This is a genomic window from Psychrobacter arcticus 273-4 (genome assembly GCF_000012305.1).
In the GTDB taxonomy this organism is placed as follows: domain Bacteria; phylum Pseudomonadota; class Gammaproteobacteria; order Pseudomonadales; family Moraxellaceae; genus Psychrobacter; species Psychrobacter arcticus.
On record NC_007204.1, the window covers coordinates 2,611,031 to 2,627,324 of the forward strand.

The window sequence follows — 16,294 nt, forward strand, 5'->3', positions numbered from 1 at the left end:
TATGATAAACAGACTTTCTCGCTTACCGCAGCGCTTGCTCACGGTCGCTGCATTGACTGTCGCAATCGCAATCAGCGGTTGTCAAAAAACGCCTGATGCCGATGATACTAAGACAGATACTGGCACTCAAGACAGCACTCAAACCATCAATCAAACCTCTGATACTCAACTATCTCAAACCACACCTAAGACGAACTCTGCTGAACAACAAGCACCTTTAACCATATTGGCATTAGGTGACTCGTTGACAGAAGGGCTTGGGGTGGATAATGATGCCAATTACCCTGCTCAGCTACAAACACGTTTGCAGGAACTTGGTTATAAAGACATCAAAGTCATCAATTCAGGATTAAGCGGCGAGACCAGCACAGGTTTGGTCAATCGATTAGATTGGGTATTACAGACCAAACCTGATATCACTATTTTGACCATTGGTGCCAATGATGCTATTCGTGGTATCGATGTCGCGACGGTTGAAGCCAATATTCGTACTGCCGTAAAGCGCTTACAGGACAATGATAGCGTGGTCATCTTAGGCGGTATGCAGATCTATGACAACCTTGGCTCTGATTACGTAAAATCCTTTGCGGCAATATATCCAAGAGTGGCGAAAGACATGAACGTGACGCTCATTCCGTTCTTTTTAGACGGTGTAGGCGGCGATCCTAAGCTCAATCAAGCGGATGCCATTCATCCAACCAAAGAAGGTTATACGTTTATCGTTAATGACAATATCTTGCCGATATTGCAGCCTGAGCTTAAAAAAATAAATCCATCGAATGTGACCAACACGCCTACTGAGACTGCACAATGACATCAGCATTACCTACCTCAAAAGCAGTGCTGCTCACTGCCACTAAGTTAAATAAGACCGTACACGTTGGCGACCAGTCCTTATCTATTATTAAAGACGTCGATATTCATGTCAATGCTGGCGAGTTTGTGGTGATCATGGGTAAATCTGGTTCTGGAAAATCCACTTTGCTGGGTTTATTAGCGGCGTTAGATTATCCGGATAGCGGCGACGTTGAGCTCGCAGGTCAAACCTTAAGCCGATTAAATGAAGATGCTTTAGCGGTTATTCGGCAGCGCGATATGGGTTTTGTGTTTCAGTCCTTTCATCTGCTACCAACGCTAACCGTTGCTGAAAATATCGCTTTTCCGTTGGATATCGCCCGTCGCCCAGATGCGGCGCGCGTTGATGAATTGATTGAGGCAGTTGATTTGGGTCATAGGCGTCATAGCTTGCCAAACCAGTTATCAGGTGGCGAGCAACAGCGTACGGCGGTTGCTCGCGCATTGGTATCACGCCCAAAGATTGTCTTTGCTGATGAGCCTACCGGTAATTTAGATGAACAAAACGCCAATCAAGTCATGCAGCTATTACTGGATTTGCGTCAGAAAACCGGCTCGGCGCTGGTGGTGGTCACCCATGATTCAGCACTTGCTGATATGGCAGATCGCGTTATTACCATGCATGACGGACGGATTGTATCGTAATGGATAATAAGAATGTAGAAGACATCTCATCGACTGATAATACTGATACCACCATGGCTAGAGAGTCAGACGCTAGTGGCGGTATCGTACGCCAGCTATTGACGAGCACCTTGGGTTTACAAGGATTGGGCGCGCAAGCACTCAGCCGCAGCTGGTGGCAGCGCTGGATATATCCAGTATTATTCTTATTAACCTTAACCTTGTCACTTGCCACTTACCTCACGCTTGATTCTATCCAGCAGTCAGTTGACACCTATATCAATGACAATCAGCGTGCTTTGGTCGGTGGCGATTTAATCTTAAACAGTAAGCAAGATTGGCCAAGCGAAGTATTAACGCAGATTGATACCCTTGCTGATACACAAACGGTTTTTGACTATCAGTTTAGCGCGATGGTCGTCACTGATGAGCAGACCTTACTTGCCAGCATCAAGGCGGTTTCCCAATCCTACCCATTATATGGTGATGTCGAGCTGGCATCAGGACAGCCCTTATGGCAACAGCTCACAGCAAATCATGTGGTCGTCGCTCCAGAAGTGCTTAAAAGCTTAGATGCTGATATTGGTGACCAAATTACCATAGGTGATGCGCAATTTATCATTAGTGATGTGCTGACAAAAGAGCCTGATCGTCCGCTGAGCGCCTTTGGCTTTGGTGGGCGTATTTTGATGCCACAGCAGACGTTAGAGGCGACCAATCTATTGGGACAGCGTAGCCGTATTAATTACCGTATTGAGCTGGCAGGTAATGCAGAATTGATGGCAATCCAGCGCGATAAGCTGACGCAAATATTGACCAATTATCCTGATATCGAGCTCTCTGATGCGGAATCTGCGGATACCTCGGTTTCGCGTATCTCTGACAATGTACTGATGTTTTTAAAGCTTTTGGTCATTGCTGTACTGTTATTATCCGCAGTGGCTATGTATGGCGTCATCACGGCATTTGTGACCAAGCAGCAGTCTAGCAATGCGATACGTTTGGCACTGGGTGAGCCACTTGGTTCCCTCAAACGCAGCTACTATCAGCTGCTAATTATTACCGCCATTATTGCTTGTATCGCAGCGATTTTAGTCAGCTTTGGCTTACTCAAAGTCGGTCAGCCTTATCTTGTGGCTATCTTACCAGCTGACGTCAGCTTGGCTATTAACCCTATCAGTGCCATTAAAACCATCATCATAGCCTTGGTGCTGACGCTACTCATCGCCCAACGCGGCTTGAGCACATTGAACACCACCAAACCTGCTACCTTGCTCAATCAAGGTGCAAGCTCAGCTGGGCAACAGCTACCTTGGTATCAGCGTTTACCGTTACTTTGGTATGGGTTAATGCTGGCTGGTCTATATGTCTTTTTTGCTTATGAAGTAGGCGGGTGGTTATTTGGCGCGCAATTATTAATCGGTTTAATTGGCTTTGTGAGCGTATTTTGGCTATTGGCACGCGGCTGGCTGTGGTTACTGGCACGTATCGCAAGTAACGCTAAAATTGGCTGGATGCAGCGTATTGCGATTCATAACCTTGCACGTAAAGGCAACCAATCGGCATTATTTTTTGTCACCTTAGCACTATCGGTGGCAGTACTCACCCTCATCACAACGCTCAATCACAGTATCAACGCCCAGTTTATTAACGCTTATCCTGAAGATGCGCCCAATTTATTTTTGTTAGACATTCAGAGCGATCAGCATGATGAGATTGATACTATTATTGGCGCACCAGTGAGCTATTACCCAGTCATCCGTGCTCGAGTAGTGACTGCTAATAATATACCGGTACAGGATATCGAGCCTGCTGATGGCTTTGATGATCCCGCACGTGTCTTTAATCTAAGCTATGCAGATACGGTAATGGACACTGAATTTATTACGGATGCTGTAGCAGACAATCAGCTGTATGCGCCTATTGATAATCAAAATGAGCAAAACCAAGACGTCGCACCCTTGTCTATTTTGGACACGGCCGCCAGCTTACTGAATGTCGGCATGGGTGATGAAGTGCGTTTTAACATTCAAGGGATCGAAATCGTCGGGCAGATTACCAGTATCCGCTCGCGTTATGAGCAAGGTCCCAGTCCTTATTTCTACTTTTTATTTGAGCCAGCCGTTCTCTCTGCTGCCCCGCAGATTCAATTTGCCACCGCGCATGTAAACGCTGATGATATTCCAGACCTGCAAGGAAAAATGGTACGACAATTCCCTGCAGTGACGACGATAGACGGAACAGCAATCGCTCAGCAGGTCCAAGAGTTGGTGGTGCAAATGAGCCGTTTGGTATACGTCTTTACGCTACTGGCCTTACTGACTGGTGTTATGGTACTGATTAGCTCGTTGTTATCCACCTCACAAGACCGCTTGCAAGAAAGCGCCTCTTTTAGGCTGCTAGGGATGCAAAAACGCGACTTGTATATGCTAAATATTTTAGAGCTTGGGGTATTGGGAATTAGTGCGGCGACCTTTGCGATCATTATCGCCAGCGTTGGCGCATGGGCTGCCCTCACTCAGTGGTTTAATCTACGCTTTAGTGTGCCGTGGGCAAGCCTGAGTATCGGTAGTATGGCGTTAATCGTTTTATTATTTGCCATTGCCATTATTTATGTGAGATTGGTGATTGGGCGCGGCATTATGGCAAGGGTAAGGGCGATGATTTAGTTGTTAAAAGTTTAATTAATTAAAGTCTACTTTAATCTTCTGAGACCTCCATTAACTTTAACTCCATTACTGGTTATACTTGCATTTATAACCTTTTTTGCCGTAGTAAAATGTTGGTTACCATTCTGTTGGTAAAATTTAATCCGTGCTGGACACTCATTAAAATAACTTTCAGCATCGTTAACATCATCATCAGTAATTTCCAAATGAATCTCATACTCTGCCTTTTTCCTTAACTTATGATAGCTTTGAAGAATATATCCTAAATCTGCTAAGTTCCTGATACCAGAGCGCTGTAAGCTCATGTATATTTTCTGATGAGAACCGTATCTAGGAGTTCTCTCTGTAGGGTTGGGAGGGTAGTCATAGAGAGTTATCTCTGCCCCATCTACACTATCTTTTTTAAATAAAGAGCTTGCATGCATAAAGCTTGCATAGTAACCACGAATAATCTTTAACCGTTCATGAGCTTCATTACAGCTAAAAGTTATACTGTCGATTTCACACTTTTGCTTGTATAAATCGTCTGTTGTAACTGTCATTTAGGCTTCTAGCTCCCTATTCGTACCTAAATAAAAAGCTTTTGGTTTTTCGGTACCATCTTCGCGGTTTTTATTCTGACGAAAAAATACTACAAACTTACCAAGCAAATCATGACGTTCATTATCAAATATATAGTCTAAGTACTGATTTCTGAATTCAGTATTGAGATACGAAGCTTCTTCAGGGTTAATATTTAAGAAAGCTTCAATGTTTAACTGCCTATCTAGGCCATTGTCAATACTAAATCTTGGCTGATATATTTGTCTAGTTTTGTCAAAAATAAATTTTATCAAGACACCAGTAAACTCTTGATAATCTTGAATAGAGATATCAATCTTATTGATATCTGTCTTAAGTTTTAAGATATTTGAGTATTTATCTAGGGTAGAGTCTTTCATATTTCCAGCGTGCTGAAGTAGCGTCTCATCTAAAGTAGATAATAAATATAATTCAATAATGTTAGCAAAGTATTCAAGATTTGATACACCATCATCTGTCTCATTCAAACATTTGATAAGCATTTCCTTGGCTTGTTCTAGCTCGCCTAAAATAATAAGAGTAGTAGCATAATTTGAAAGGATACCAGCATGTGAATTTGGTATTCTTAAAGTAGCCTCATATGAGTTTATAGCTTCATTAAAGTTCCCAAGCACAACGTATCTCAAAGCTTTTATAAAATGAAATAATGCATAATCTGATTTTTTATTATCTTCTGCTAGACCTAGCATTCTTGCTAACTCAATTTTATCATAGGTACATATATTCTTTTGATTATGAAAGTACTTATCTAGGATTAGATTAGCAGTCTCAGCTAATACATCTGCTTCAGTTTTAGGCTGACGTGTTGTCATAATTCACCTTCACTTTTATCGAATTCTGATTGTAAACATAAAATTCGAAGACAAAAAAACTGTCTTTTCTCGACTTGATAAGACAGTTACTATATGTAGAAATTCAAATTGTGGAGTTGTACTCTAGCAGCATCTAAATAATAACATTCTAACATATGTTAGTAAATGCTTATAATATAAAATTACTGATTGTCAATCTTGACTTTTTATTATTTTTGAAGTGGGTGCTATATTCGTTTCATACATTTACTTTATAGTTGGTTTTGCGCAAGAGTTAGAATTAATTCTATTATCAATAATCGCCTTAAGGTGTAGCTTAACCTCGACAGTAGCGTATAGATAAGATATCAACTGATGGTAAGATTAGCTCCAAAACCCTAAATCTCTAAAACACCAAACCCAAAACGCTCGCTATTAATTTAGAGGGCGTTTTTTTATTACGCTTATACGCCTAGCCCTCATTTGCTATAATAGCGCCACTTTGCACTCAAATAACTCTTACACCTCATTAGCCCTCACGGTAACCTTATGAAATTCTCAAAGTTCGGTCAAAAATTTACCCAGCCCACTGGCATCTCACAATTGATGGATGATCTTGGCGATGCACTAAAAAGTGATCAGCCTGTTAACATGCTGGGCGGTGGTAACCCTGCCAAAATTGATGCCGTCAATGAGTTGTTTTTGGAAACTTACAAGGCGCTTGGCAATGATAACGATACGGGCAAAGCCAATAGTAGCGCTATTATTAGCATGGCGAATTACTCCAATCCACAAGGTGACTCTGCCTTTATCGATGCCTTAGTTGGCTTCTTTAACCGTCATTATGATTGGAATCTAACCTCAGAAAATATCGCCCTGACCAATGGCTCACAGAATGCGTTTTTCTATCTGTTTAATTTATTTGGCGGTGCTTTTGTTAATGAGCACAGTCAAGACAAAGAAAGTAAATCTGTCGATAAGTCAATTCTACTGCCATTGACCCCTGAGTATATCGGCTATAGTGACGTGCATGTGGAAGGTCAGCATTTTGCCGCTGTACTGCCGCATATCGATGAAGTAACGCATGATGGCGAGGAAGGTTTCTTTAAATATCGTGTCGATTTTGAAGCGTTAGAAAACTTGCCAGCGTTAAAGGAAGGTCGTATTGGTGCGATTTGCTGCTCACGCCCGACCAATCCTACTGGCAACGTGCTGACGGATGAAGAAATGGCGCATTTGGCCGAGATTGCCAAACGCTATGACATACCGCTGATTATCGATAATGCCTACGGTATGCCCTTCCCTAATATTATTTATTCAGACGCGCATCTGAATTGGGATAACAATACGATTCTGTGCTTTAGTCTGTCTAAAATTGGCCTACCCGGTATGCGTACTGGTATTATCGTTGCCGATGCTAAAGTGATCGAAGCGGTCAGCGCGATGAATGCCGTGGTGAATCTAGCGCCGACACGCTTTGGCGCAGCGATTGCCACGCCATTGGTCGCAAACGATCGTATCAAGCAGTTATCTGATAATGAGATTAAGCCTTTTTATCAAAAGCAAGCGACCCTCGCTGTGAAGCTTTTGAAACAAGCATTGGGCGATTATCCGCTGATGATTCATAAGCCTGAGGGTGCGATTTTCTTATGGCTGTGGTTTAAAGATTTACCGATTAGTACACTCGATCTATATGAGCGTCTCAAAGCAAAAGGCACGCTTATTGTGCCAAGCGAGTACTTCTTCCCCGGTGTTGACGTGAGCGACTATCAGCACGCCCATGAATGTATTCGTATGAGTATCGCTGCTGATGAACAAACGCTGATTGACGGTATCAAGGTGATTGGAGAAGTGGTACGCGAGCTTTACGATAATAAGTAAGCTCGCACTGATTGCTTGTTTTTATAAAGAAACGTTCCACTTACTAGTATGTTAAAACCGCTTATTATCGTTGTTTTAACATACTGGTAGGTTTAGTGACTGATTGGAAAATCTTTGTCCACATGGTAAGCCCATAAAGCACGTAAGACAACAGGCAAGTATTGATAATATCATGGATACTTGCTATGAGCTCTGCGCCTTCTAGCCCAGCAATACCAAGCTCAGTAATGGTCTGACGGTTATCCAAATACTCACCTAATAAGGCGATACAAGTCACCATAATTAAAGCGATAAACGCTCTGATACTGTATTTCTTAAAAATTGGACGCAGCAAAATGACGCTTAATAGATAAACACTGATGCCCACATAGATATGTAGGGCATCTTTTTCTAATCCTGTGGCACTCACGACGCCGTTTTTAAAGAGATAAAAGTCCACTATTTATTCCACATATAAGAGAGTAGGAAGTGATTAAGCTTAAAATAAGCATAAAAAAGAGTTTGCGACCATGCAAGCTCTCCTGCGCGAGGGCAAAGCAGTACTTCGCTCCTTCCTCGCTTAGGTTGCGTCTTTGCCAACCTATTTGACAGCTCAACCAAATATGTCATGCTTATTTTTAAATATCCCAATCCACAAAATTCTTTAATAACTGCAAGCCTGCAGTATGGCTTTTTTCAGGATGGAATTGGGTAGCAAATAAGTTATCTTGCAAGATACTGGCACAAAACGGCTGACCATAATCGCAAATAGCAGCCACTTGCGAGCTGTCTGCTGGCTCACAGTAATAACTGTGCACAAAATAAAAATGCGCCTTATCTTCGATACCATTCCACAATGGATGCTCAAAATTCATGCCGCTAATGGTATTCCAGCCCATGTGCGGTACTTTTATCTGCACCCCTTTTTCATCTTTCCATTCTGGGTTAAAAGCCGGTACTGTGCCATCTAAGATACTCAGACAAGGCGTGCCACCATTTTCAGCAGACTGCTCAAATAACGCCTGCATGCCAACACAGATAGCCATGACGGGCTTATTAAATATCGCCTGACGTATGACATCATCAATACCTGCCTCATGCATGCCAGCGATACAATCACGCATGGCGCCGACACCAGGGAAGAAAATCTTATCCGCAGCAGCGACGACTTTAGGGTCATTGGTGATAGAGACTTCCGCCCCTACCGCAGACAATGCTTTGCTGGCAGAGTGTAAATTACCCATACCATAATCTAATAGTGCGATTTTTGTGGCTCGACTCATCTAAAACGCCTCTTTGGTCGATGGCAAGGTGTTTAGCGCACGCTCATCATATTCACATGCCATACGTAAGGCACGAGCAAAGGCTTTAAAGGTAGATTCGATTTGATGATGACTGTTTTTACCTTTGAGATTGTCTAAATGTACCGTCATCCACGAATGATTGACGAAACCGTAGAAAAACTCACTAAATAAATCGACATCAAAAGTGCCCACATGCGAGCGCGTAAATGGAATCTCCATATGTAAACCTGGACGTCCTGACAAATCAACCACTGCACGCGTCAATGACTCATCGAGTGGCGCATAAAAATGCCCATAACGACGGATGCCTTTTTTATCGCCTAGTGCTTTGTTAAATGCCTGACCAAGCGTAATACCTGTATCTTCAACACTGTGGTGATCATCAATAAAGGTATCGCCCGTACATTTGATATCTAAGTCAAACAAACCGTGACGCTTGATTTGGTCAATCATATGATCCAAAAACGGTACGCCAGTGTCCACAGTCCCTTGACCCGTACCATCAAGATTGACCGTACAGGTCACTTGCGTCTCAGCAGTAATACGCTCAACGGTTGCGATACGTTCAGGGCGACCATGTAGGTTGTGGCCTGATGATGAAGCGGGAATTTGATCTTGAGATGGTGCAGTAGAGTTGACTGTCATGGCTACCTTCTGTAAATATAAAAGCAATCTATAAGGATAGGGCTAAGAATAAGCCCCTAATATAAAAACAATAAAATGGTAATTATTGAAAACGGGTTAAAGTCGTCCTATCTAAGAATATTAGGATTAAGATAGGCTGGTCATTATCTATCTTCATCATAGCAAACCCTATCATTTACTGCCATGACCAAGCAGTAAACCACGCACAAAATTCTCCCATTCTGCTAAAATAATAGCTTCAGTTTTATCAATCGTGACCTTTGCTGATTCTATTATGCCTTGCTGGATCAAATTATAGGAATTAAACATGCCTTTAGAAGCCATTGCCATCAATAGTCTGGATGCGCCACTCATCAAAAAGCCTGCTCGTGAAAACGAATTAGCTGAGCGCTTGCAAGCACTTTATGACACGGATGATAGCCAGCCTGATGGTGCTGAAGTATTGGCTATTATTGAGCAAGGTTTTAAACGTGGTCAAACTTTGTATGTCGGTATGTTTAATGACAAGCCTATCGCCGCGGTTGCCTGCTTTGATGATGGGCAAACCGATGCCAAACGCTTGCAATATCTGACGGTACATCTACAAAATCGTGGTCGCGCGATTGACGCTAAGTTTATCAAGCTAGTCTATGATGCCGAAGTCAAAAAAGGCGTGCGTGCATTTGTTCCTGTCGATGCCGATATCCATCGTATTATGAGTGAATACGAGCTACTACGTGTAAAGGACTAATTTTAGGCTAAATAGGCTTATTTCGATGAATAGTTCATTATTTTTGCCCTTTTATCACATATAATGTAAAAACCCCTTGACAGCAACCGCTATATTTAGTTTAATAGCGCCTCAACGAAGACGGCTCGATAGCTCAGTCGGTAGAGCAACGGATTGAAAATCCGTGTGTCGGCAGTTCGAACCTGCCTCGAGCCACCATTCGTTTAAAGTATTCTAAAAAGCCTCAAACATAAATGTTTGAGGCTTTTTTTATGGCTGGAATAATAGCTAGCTTCCATTAATCCTCACTTTCACTTATCTATAACATATCTGTGCTACATTTAAATAGTGTCAGCTCTTTATACTAAGGCTATCTATGGACAGCCAATAGGTAAGATGATGAGAGAGTTTGATTATGATTTGGATTATAAGAATCTAGATTTGCGCGCACAGCCTGAGCTGTACCGTGTCGGTCGTGGTGAGCAAGGGGTGCTACTGGTAGAGCCTTATAAGTCTGAGATACTGCCGCACTGGCGCTTTGCTACTCCACAGATTGCGACAGAAAGTAGCGATACCATTTATCAGATGTTTTTGGATTATCTGGCAGCCGATGACTTTGTCGGAGCCGATATGGCACGCAAATTTATCCAAATGGGTTTTACCCGCGCCCGCCGCTATGCCAATCATAAGGGCGGAAAAAAATATAAAGGGGTTGTCCCCGATGATAAAAAAGGTCAAAGTGGTGCTCATGGTCGTGAAGAGCTACCTCGGCAAATCGAAGATCCTATCAAAGCAGAGTCTGCACGTATCTTTAAAGAGAAATGGGATTTATGCCGTGAAAACCAAACCTATTTAGATATGAAAGCTGAACACCGTGAGCGCTATAAAGAGATTGAGTAAGCTAGCAAAATTAAGACTGACTGGTTTCTTATGCTATGGTAATCACCATTAAGCAAGTACTAATCAAAAAATGCAGTATTTTTAACGGGCGGAAATAATGGATAAGCAACTTTTAATTTTTGATTTTGACGGCACCCTTATTGATAGCGTGCCAGATTTGGCTGATGCTGTGAACGCTATGCTCACCACCCTTGGCAAAGCACCTTACCCTATCGATACCATTCGTAACTGGGTCGGTAATGGCTCAAGGATGCTCGTTGAGCGCGCTTTGGTAGGTAAAATAGAAGTGTCAGAGGGTGAGTTAGCTAAAGAAACCATTGACCATGCTGAGCAAGTATTTTTTGATGCTTATAGCAAAATGGGTGGCAGTAAAACTGTCGCCTATCCAAACGTGGATAGTGGACTGAAAAAACTAAAAGCCGCGGGGTTTAAGTTGGCATTAGTCACCAATAAGCCGATTCGTTTCGTACCCAAAATATTACAGTTTTTTGGCTGGCATGATATATTTAGCGAAGTGCTTGGCGGTGATAGTTTGCCTACTAAAAAACCAGATCCCGCACCGCTATTGCACGTCTGTGAGGTATTGAATATTAATCCAGCTCAAGCAGTCATGATTGGTGATTCAATAAACGATATTTTAGCAGGGCAAAATGCCAATATGGATACCCTTGGATTGTCTTATGGTTATAACTATGGGCAAGATATTCGTCAGCTTAATCCTACCGAAGCCTTTGATGACTTTAGCGCTTTGGTTGACTACCTCTTAAAGGCTTACCCTGCAAACAATTAAACCCCAAAACTATCATTTATTGCGATAACTTAGCGCTTCAGATACATGGGCGCTCGTGATATCAGCGCTGTCAGCCAAATCTGCAATCGTCCGTGCGACGCGTAATACCCGATGATAGCCACGAGCAGATAAATTCAGGCGTTGCTGAGCAAGCTGTAATAATTGCTGCTCGCCTTCTCCTAGCTGAATATATTTATCAATTTCACTAGGACTAAGCTCATTATTGACCTTTTTCTGGCGTATTAATTGGCGATTATGTGCTGCAGATACTCGAGTACGTACTTGCCCAGAGGTTTCTCCCGCTTGAGCATTTTGTAGATCGGCAATCGGCAATGCTGGTACCGTAATATGCAAATCAATACGATCAAGTAGCGGTCCTGACAATTTATCTTGATAGCGTTTAATCTGCTCAGGTCGGCAACGACACCGCCCTGACCCATCACCATCATAGCCACAAGGGCACGGATTCATAGCCGCCACCAATTGAAAATTTGCTGGAAAGGTTATTTGCGAGTTAGCACGACTAATGGTTATTTGCTTTGCCTCTAATGGTTGGCGCAGCACTTCTAACACCGTGCGATCGAACTCCGGTAATTCATCAAGGAATAATACCCCTTTATTCGCAAGGGTAATCTCACCGGGTTTAGGACGTGAACCACCACCGACCAATGCTACCGCTGATATCGTATGGTGAACTTGTCTGAATGGACGTGTGCCATAACTATAATCACTGTCGGCAACTGAGTAAGTGCTTGCAACCTCTAACGCATCTTCCGCGCTCAAATCTGGCAAAATAGTCGGCAGTCGTGATGCCATTAAGGTTTTACCTGAACCCGGTGGTCCTGTAAATAACAGTGAATGACCACCAGCGGCGGCAATCTCTAAAGCACGCCGAGCATGATGCTGTCCTTTGACATCAGCTAAATCTACTTGATAACCAATATGCGGCTGGACTGGACTGGGCTGCACCACCTCTAAACGCTCATCTAAAAGGCTAGCATCTGTTAAGGACTGCAAGTGATTACAGACGGCCTTTAAGTTTGGCGCTGCCAATACGGATATTCCATCCACACGGCTAGCCTCTACCCCATTCATACTTGGGACGATCAATTGCCGTGATGGTGACATTATCTGCTCATCATCTTGTAAAAGTTGCGCTGCCAATACCTCAGCTTTTATCGCCCGTGCGACCGCTAAGCTACCGCTTACTTGGCGCAGCTCGCCATTGAGTGCCAACTCACCGATAAACTCAAACCCTGCCAGCATCTCTGGATCTAACTGATCACTGGCTGCCAAAATACCGATAGCAATAGGCAAATCAAGACGAGCGCCGTCTTTAGGTAAATCTGCCGGCGCTAAATTAATCGTCAAGCGTCTATTAGGAAACTGAAAACCAGAATTAAGAATCGCTGAGCGTACTCTATCTTTACTTTCACGTACCGCCGCTTCAGGCAAACCAACAATAGTCAATGCTGGCAACCCTTGAGACAGATGTACTTCAATAATCACCTTAGGTGCATGCAGTCCGACGACTGAGCGGGTATAGACTTGAGCAAATGACATGAGCCCTTCCTAATATAGAGATTTATCGATAATAGAGTATTATCAATAAGTGCGCAAATATTGTGTTTTTATTTCTGAGTTATTGAATGATAATCTTATTTTTTAGGTATTATCTCTAAACTCATCCTTTATATGGTATTAACCACCTCGCTGTCCATGCCAATATAAGCGATGATTTGTTATACTAGTCATCACTTATTTCAATAGTCTTTTTATTGGCTTTTTTAAGAAATACCGCTATTAGAAAAACCATAAATTTCTTAAGCAAAAATAGCAATTGATACAGTCAAACGAGGAATCTCGCATGTCAGACCAATTCGATATCAATAGTGCACCTGAGCACACCATTAATGCGAGCGAGCAGCCCACCACGGTGCGTCCCGTTATGCAACCGGACAATCCATATGCTAGTACTCGTGGCAGCATTACCAGCAAACAGTTGCCAGCATTCGATCAAGATATCATTAATAAGTATAATCGCTCGGGGCCGCGCTATACCTCTTACCCAACCGCTTTAGAATTTTTACCTATGCCAGAAGGGCTTGAGACAAAAATCCTCCGAGAGCGCGAATCTCATGCTCCGTTATCGCTCTATTTCCATATTCCATTTTGTCGTCACCTTTGCTACTACTGTGCTTGCAATAAAATCATCACCAAAAAGAACAGCGATGCGGGCGATTATTTAGCGTATCTGATAGCTGAGATCAAGCACAAATGCAGCTTATTAACCCCACCAGAAAATGGCAAAAAACCACTGGTTAAGCAGCTACATCTTGGTGGCGGTACGCCAACCTTTTTACAAGATAATGAGTTGATAGAGTTGTGGGAATTCTTGCAGACCCAGTTTGAGTTTTTACCAGAAGACCAGGGCGATTATTCTATCGAAATTGATCCACGCGAGTTGAGTGGCGAGACATTAAAAGTGTTGCGTCATCTTGGTTTTAACCGTATCAGCTTAGGCGTACAAGATTTAGATGAAACCGTACAAGTGGCGGTCAATCGTGTGCATTCAGCAAAATTAATTGAAAATGTGTTACTAGAGGCGCGCGCGTTAGGTTTCCATTCCATCAATGTCGATCTGATCTATGGTTTACCACATCAAATGCCAGAAACCTTAGATAAAACTGTACGCCGTATCATTGAGATGTCACCAGATCGTTTATCGGTATTTAATTATGCCCATTTACCTGAGCGCTTTAAATCTCAACGACAAATTAAAGAGGCGGACTTACCTACTCCGGCTGCCAAGCTTACGATGCTCGGTAATACCATCAATACCTTAACCGAAGCAGGCTATCAATATATTGGTATTGACCATTTTGCCAAACCTGATGACGAGCTTGCCGTTGCCCAGCGTGAAGGTAAATTGCATCGTAACTTTCAAGGCTATACCATCATGGGCGACTGTGATTTATTGGGTTTTGGCGTCTCTTCCATCAGTCAAATTGCCAATGCCAATAGCAGCTATATCCTACAAAATCATACCGATTTGCAGGTTTATAAAGACAATATCGATGCGGCGCGCTATAACGCTACAATCATGCCCGCGGTCAACGTGATTAAAACCTCTATCAAGGATCGCTTACGTGAGTACGTGATTATGAATTTATTGTGTCACGATTATATGGATTTTAGAGACATCAATCAGAAATTTGGTATCGATGCCATTACCTACTTTATTAATGAGATTCAACAACTGGGTCAAATGCAAGAAGACCGCTTGATTGATATGGATGCTGCTGGTATTCGAGTGTTACCAAGAGGTCGCTTATTGGGTCGCAACGTAGCTATGGTATTCGATGAATATCTGGATAAAAAACATAAAGATCGCTTCTCAAAAGTTATCTAAGCTTTAAAAAAACAATAGGTCACGCAAAAAGAACCATCAAAAAAATCTTGAGTAAATTCAGGTCAAAAAAATAGCTAGCGCCTTAGATATAGTCGGTGAAAAGTAATATCGATACAACACGTACTGCTGGTGCAAATTTTTCTTGCTTGCTGTGCCTACGCAGACAGAGGCTGCAAAAAATTTACACCAGCAATACTGTAGCGACTTTAAAGTATTTCAACTATATTTACTGACTATTTTTATAAGTGATAGCGATAGCATGTGCTTAAATTATAGTGTTTTAAACCTTAAGCTTATCACCGACCATGCCTTTTACGGTACTTAGAATGTCAGCGGGTAATACCACCATTTTTGAGTTATCAGACTCAGCCAGCTGACGAATCGCTTTGATGTACTGCTCGCCTAGTAAGTAGACAATCGGCATCTCTTCAGTACCCATCGCAGCAGTGATCAGACGGATAGATTCTTCAGAGCCTTTTGCCAGTACCACTTGAGCCTCAGCGTCACGGCGTGAGGCCTCTAAACGCCCATCTGCCTCTAGGATAGCGGCTTGCTTTTGACCATCAGCACGGGTCACTGTCGCACGACGTAGACGCTCGGCGGCAGCCTGCTCTTCCATTGACGCTTGCATCGTCTGCGAAGGATTAATATCCTGAATCTCGACCGTCTTTAGTGTGATACCCCAATCGGCAATATCTTCTGAGATGGCATGCTTTAGCTTCATTTTTATTTCATCACGGCTAGATAAGGCACTATCAAGATCCATCTCACCAATGATTGAACGTAAAGACGTCTGTACCAGATTACGGATACCGTACTCATAATCTTCGATGCCATAGACCGCTTTATCAGGGCGAATAATATTAATATAAGCGACAGCGTTAGCGATAATAACCACGTTATCTCGGGTAATGACTTCTTGTGATGGAATATCAAGGACGATGTCTTTGGTCGTAACTTTGTAAGAAACATCATCAACATAAGGGATAATTAGGTTTAATCCCGGTTCTAGGGTTTGGCTATATTTACCTAAGCGCTGTACCACCCACTTATAACCTTGCGGGACGATTCGCACCCCTTTGAAAACAGTAAAGACGACCAGTGCAACCAAAACCACCATGACAACACTAAAGCTTTCCATAATTTATCCTTA

At 42.6% G+C, this 16,294-nt stretch carries 15 protein-coding genes and 1 tRNA gene; 9 read left to right on the forward strand and 7 right to left on the reverse strand.

Annotated features, from left to right (window positions below; all coding sequences use genetic code 11):
* Nucleotide 1: 1 nt before the first annotated feature.
* From PSYC_RS10995 to PSYC_RS11005, 3 genes are read left to right on the forward strand one after another with little or no spacing between them, the layout of a single operon-like run.
* Complete coding sequence (locus PSYC_RS10995) at nucleotides 2–814, forward strand: arylesterase (protein WP_011281366.1); 813 nt, start codon at nucleotides 2–4, stop codon at nucleotides 812–814.
* Nucleotides 811–1,500 carry an ABC transporter ATP-binding protein gene (locus PSYC_RS11000; protein ID WP_011281367.1) on the forward strand — a complete coding sequence of 230 codons (690 nt, stop codon included), beginning with the start codon at nucleotides 811–813 and terminating at the stop codon, nucleotides 1,498–1,500. The genes PSYC_RS10995 and PSYC_RS11000 overlap by 4 nt, the downstream gene beginning before the upstream one ends.
* Nucleotides 1,500–4,148, forward strand: a complete 2,649-nt coding sequence (locus tag PSYC_RS11005) for an ABC transporter permease (RefSeq protein ID WP_011281368.1) — start codon at nucleotides 1,500–1,502, stop codon at nucleotides 4,146–4,148. Before PSYC_RS11000 ends, PSYC_RS11005 begins: the two co-directional genes overlap by 1 nt.
* A 26-nt stretch (nucleotides 4,149–4,174) precedes the next feature.
* On the opposite strand, the gene PSYC_RS11010 is transcribed toward PSYC_RS11005, so the two are convergent.
* Both PSYC_RS11010 and PSYC_RS11015 read right to left on the reverse strand, forming a co-directional pair.
* Nucleotides 4,175–4,690, reverse strand: a complete 516-nt coding sequence (locus PSYC_RS11010; RefSeq protein WP_011281369.1) for a hypothetical protein — start codon at nucleotides 4,688–4,690, stop codon at nucleotides 4,175–4,177.
* The gene (locus tag PSYC_RS11015; protein WP_011281370.1) at nucleotides 4,691–5,542 is read right to left on the reverse strand and encodes a tetratricopeptide repeat protein; all 852 of its coding nucleotides are present in this window, start codon (nucleotides 5,540–5,542) and stop codon (nucleotides 4,691–4,693) included.
* A 528-nt stretch (nucleotides 5,543–6,070) separates the two neighbouring features.
* Here PSYC_RS11015 and PSYC_RS11020 point away from each other — a divergent pair.
* Nucleotides 6,071–7,402 (forward strand): valine--pyruvate transaminase, encoded by a 1,332-nt coding sequence (locus PSYC_RS11020; protein WP_011281371.1) that lies wholly within the window; start codon nucleotides 6,071–6,073, stop codon nucleotides 7,400–7,402.
* 64 nt (nucleotides 7,403–7,466) lie between these two features.
* Here the strand turns inward: PSYC_RS11020 and PSYC_RS11025 are convergent, their stop codons facing one another.
* The 3 genes from PSYC_RS11025 to hisB all read right to left on the reverse strand — a co-directional run bounded on the left by PSYC_RS11025 (nucleotide 7,467) and on the right by hisB (nucleotide 9,330).
* Nucleotides 7,467–7,841 carry a hypothetical protein gene (locus PSYC_RS11025; protein WP_011281372.1) on the reverse strand — a complete coding sequence of 125 codons (375 nt, stop codon included), beginning with the start codon at nucleotides 7,839–7,841 and terminating at the stop codon, nucleotides 7,467–7,469.
* A 178-nt stretch (nucleotides 7,842–8,019) separates the two neighbouring features.
* Nucleotides 8,020–8,664, reverse strand: coding sequence for an imidazole glycerol phosphate synthase subunit HisH (hisH, locus tag PSYC_RS11030; protein ID WP_011281373.1), 645 nt, complete (start codon nucleotides 8,662–8,664; stop codon nucleotides 8,020–8,022).
* Nucleotides 8,665–9,330 (reverse strand): imidazoleglycerol-phosphate dehydratase HisB, encoded by a 666-nt coding sequence (gene hisB, locus PSYC_RS11035; RefSeq protein WP_011281374.1) that lies wholly within the window; start codon nucleotides 9,328–9,330, stop codon nucleotides 8,665–8,667.
* Nucleotides 9,331–9,637: 307 nt separating this feature from the next.
* Between hisB and PSYC_RS11040 the strand changes: the two genes are divergently transcribed.
* From PSYC_RS11040 to PSYC_RS11055, 4 genes are all read left to right on the forward strand, one after another.
* Complete coding sequence (locus tag PSYC_RS11040; protein WP_011281375.1) at nucleotides 9,638–10,060, forward strand: hypothetical protein; 423 nt, start codon at nucleotides 9,638–9,640, stop codon at nucleotides 10,058–10,060.
* Between the two features lie 122 nt (nucleotides 10,061–10,182).
* Nucleotides 10,183–10,258: transfer RNA gene (locus PSYC_RS11045), tRNA-Phe, on the forward strand.
* A gap of 180 nt (nucleotides 10,259–10,438) precedes the next feature.
* Complete coding sequence (locus tag PSYC_RS11050) at nucleotides 10,439–10,939, forward strand: DUF4385 domain-containing protein (RefSeq protein ID WP_011281376.1); 501 nt, start codon at nucleotides 10,439–10,441, stop codon at nucleotides 10,937–10,939.
* A gap of 97 nt (nucleotides 10,940–11,036) precedes the next feature.
* Complete coding sequence (locus PSYC_RS11055; RefSeq protein WP_011281377.1) at nucleotides 11,037–11,729, forward strand: phosphoglycolate phosphatase; 693 nt, start codon at nucleotides 11,037–11,039, stop codon at nucleotides 11,727–11,729.
* Nucleotides 11,730–11,741: 12 nt separating this feature from the next.
* On the opposite strand, the gene PSYC_RS11060 is transcribed toward PSYC_RS11055, so the two are convergent.
* Nucleotides 11,742–13,292 (reverse strand): YifB family Mg chelatase-like AAA ATPase, encoded by a 1,551-nt coding sequence (locus PSYC_RS11060; RefSeq protein ID WP_011281378.1) that lies wholly within the window; start codon nucleotides 13,290–13,292, stop codon nucleotides 11,742–11,744.
* A gap of 385 nt (nucleotides 13,293–13,677) precedes the next feature.
* On the opposite strand from PSYC_RS11060, the gene hemN reads away from it, so the two are divergent.
* On the forward strand, nucleotides 13,678–15,141 hold the full coding sequence (gene hemN, locus PSYC_RS11065; protein ID WP_406621545.1) for an oxygen-independent coproporphyrinogen III oxidase: 1,464 nt from the start codon (nucleotides 13,678–13,680) through the stop codon (nucleotides 15,139–15,141).
* Nucleotides 15,142–15,421: 280 nt separating this feature from the next.
* Here the strand turns inward: hemN and PSYC_RS11070 are convergent, their stop codons facing one another.
* Complete coding sequence (locus tag PSYC_RS11070; RefSeq protein ID WP_011281380.1) at nucleotides 15,422–16,282, reverse strand: SPFH domain-containing protein; 861 nt, start codon at nucleotides 16,280–16,282, stop codon at nucleotides 15,422–15,424.
* Nucleotides 16,283–16,294: the final 12 nt, after the last annotated feature.

What these genes read in the sequence shown, in the direction of transcription:
- PSYC_RS11060 (WP_011281378.1), bottom strand. Translation starts at nt 13,292, where the DNA reads ATGTCATTTGCTCAAGTCTATACCCGCTCAGTCGTCGGACTGCATGCA.
- hemN (WP_406621545.1), top strand. Translation starts at nt 13,678, where the DNA reads ATGCAACCGGACAATCCATATGCTAGTACTCGTGGCAGCATTACCAGC.
- PSYC_RS11020 (WP_011281371.1), top strand. Translation starts at nt 6,071, where the DNA reads ATGAAATTCTCAAAGTTCGGTCAAAAATTTACCCAGCCCACTGGCATC.
- hisH (WP_011281373.1), bottom strand. Translation starts at nt 8,664, where the DNA reads ATGAGTCGAGCCACAAAAATCGCACTATTAGATTATGGTATGGGTAAT.
- PSYC_RS11040 (WP_011281375.1), top strand. Translation starts at nt 9,638, where the DNA reads ATGCCTTTAGAAGCCATTGCCATCAATAGTCTGGATGCGCCACTCATC.
- PSYC_RS11055 (WP_011281377.1), top strand. Translation starts at nt 11,037, where the DNA reads ATGGATAAGCAACTTTTAATTTTTGATTTTGACGGCACCCTTATTGAT.
- PSYC_RS11015 (WP_011281370.1), bottom strand. Translation starts at nt 5,542, where the DNA reads ATGACAACACGTCAGCCTAAAACTGAAGCAGATGTATTAGCTGAGACT.
- PSYC_RS10995 (WP_011281366.1), top strand. Translation starts at nt 2, where the DNA reads ATGATAAACAGACTTTCTCGCTTACCGCAGCGCTTGCTCACGGTCGCT.
- PSYC_RS11005 (WP_011281368.1), top strand. Translation starts at nt 1,500, where the DNA reads ATGGATAATAAGAATGTAGAAGACATCTCATCGACTGATAATACTGAT.
- PSYC_RS11000 (WP_011281367.1), top strand. Translation starts at nt 811, where the DNA reads ATGACATCAGCATTACCTACCTCAAAAGCAGTGCTGCTCACTGCCACT.
- PSYC_RS11010 (WP_011281369.1), bottom strand. Translation starts at nt 4,690, where the DNA reads ATGACAGTTACAACAGACGATTTATACAAGCAAAAGTGTGAAATCGAC.
- hisB (WP_011281374.1), bottom strand. Translation starts at nt 9,330, where the DNA reads ATGACAGTCAACTCTACTGCACCATCTCAAGATCAAATTCCCGCTTCA.
- PSYC_RS11070 (WP_011281380.1), bottom strand. Translation starts at nt 16,282, where the DNA reads ATGGAAAGCTTTAGTGTTGTCATGGTGGTTTTGGTTGCACTGGTCGTC.
- PSYC_RS11050 (WP_011281376.1), top strand. Translation starts at nt 10,439, where the DNA reads ATGAGAGAGTTTGATTATGATTTGGATTATAAGAATCTAGATTTGCGC.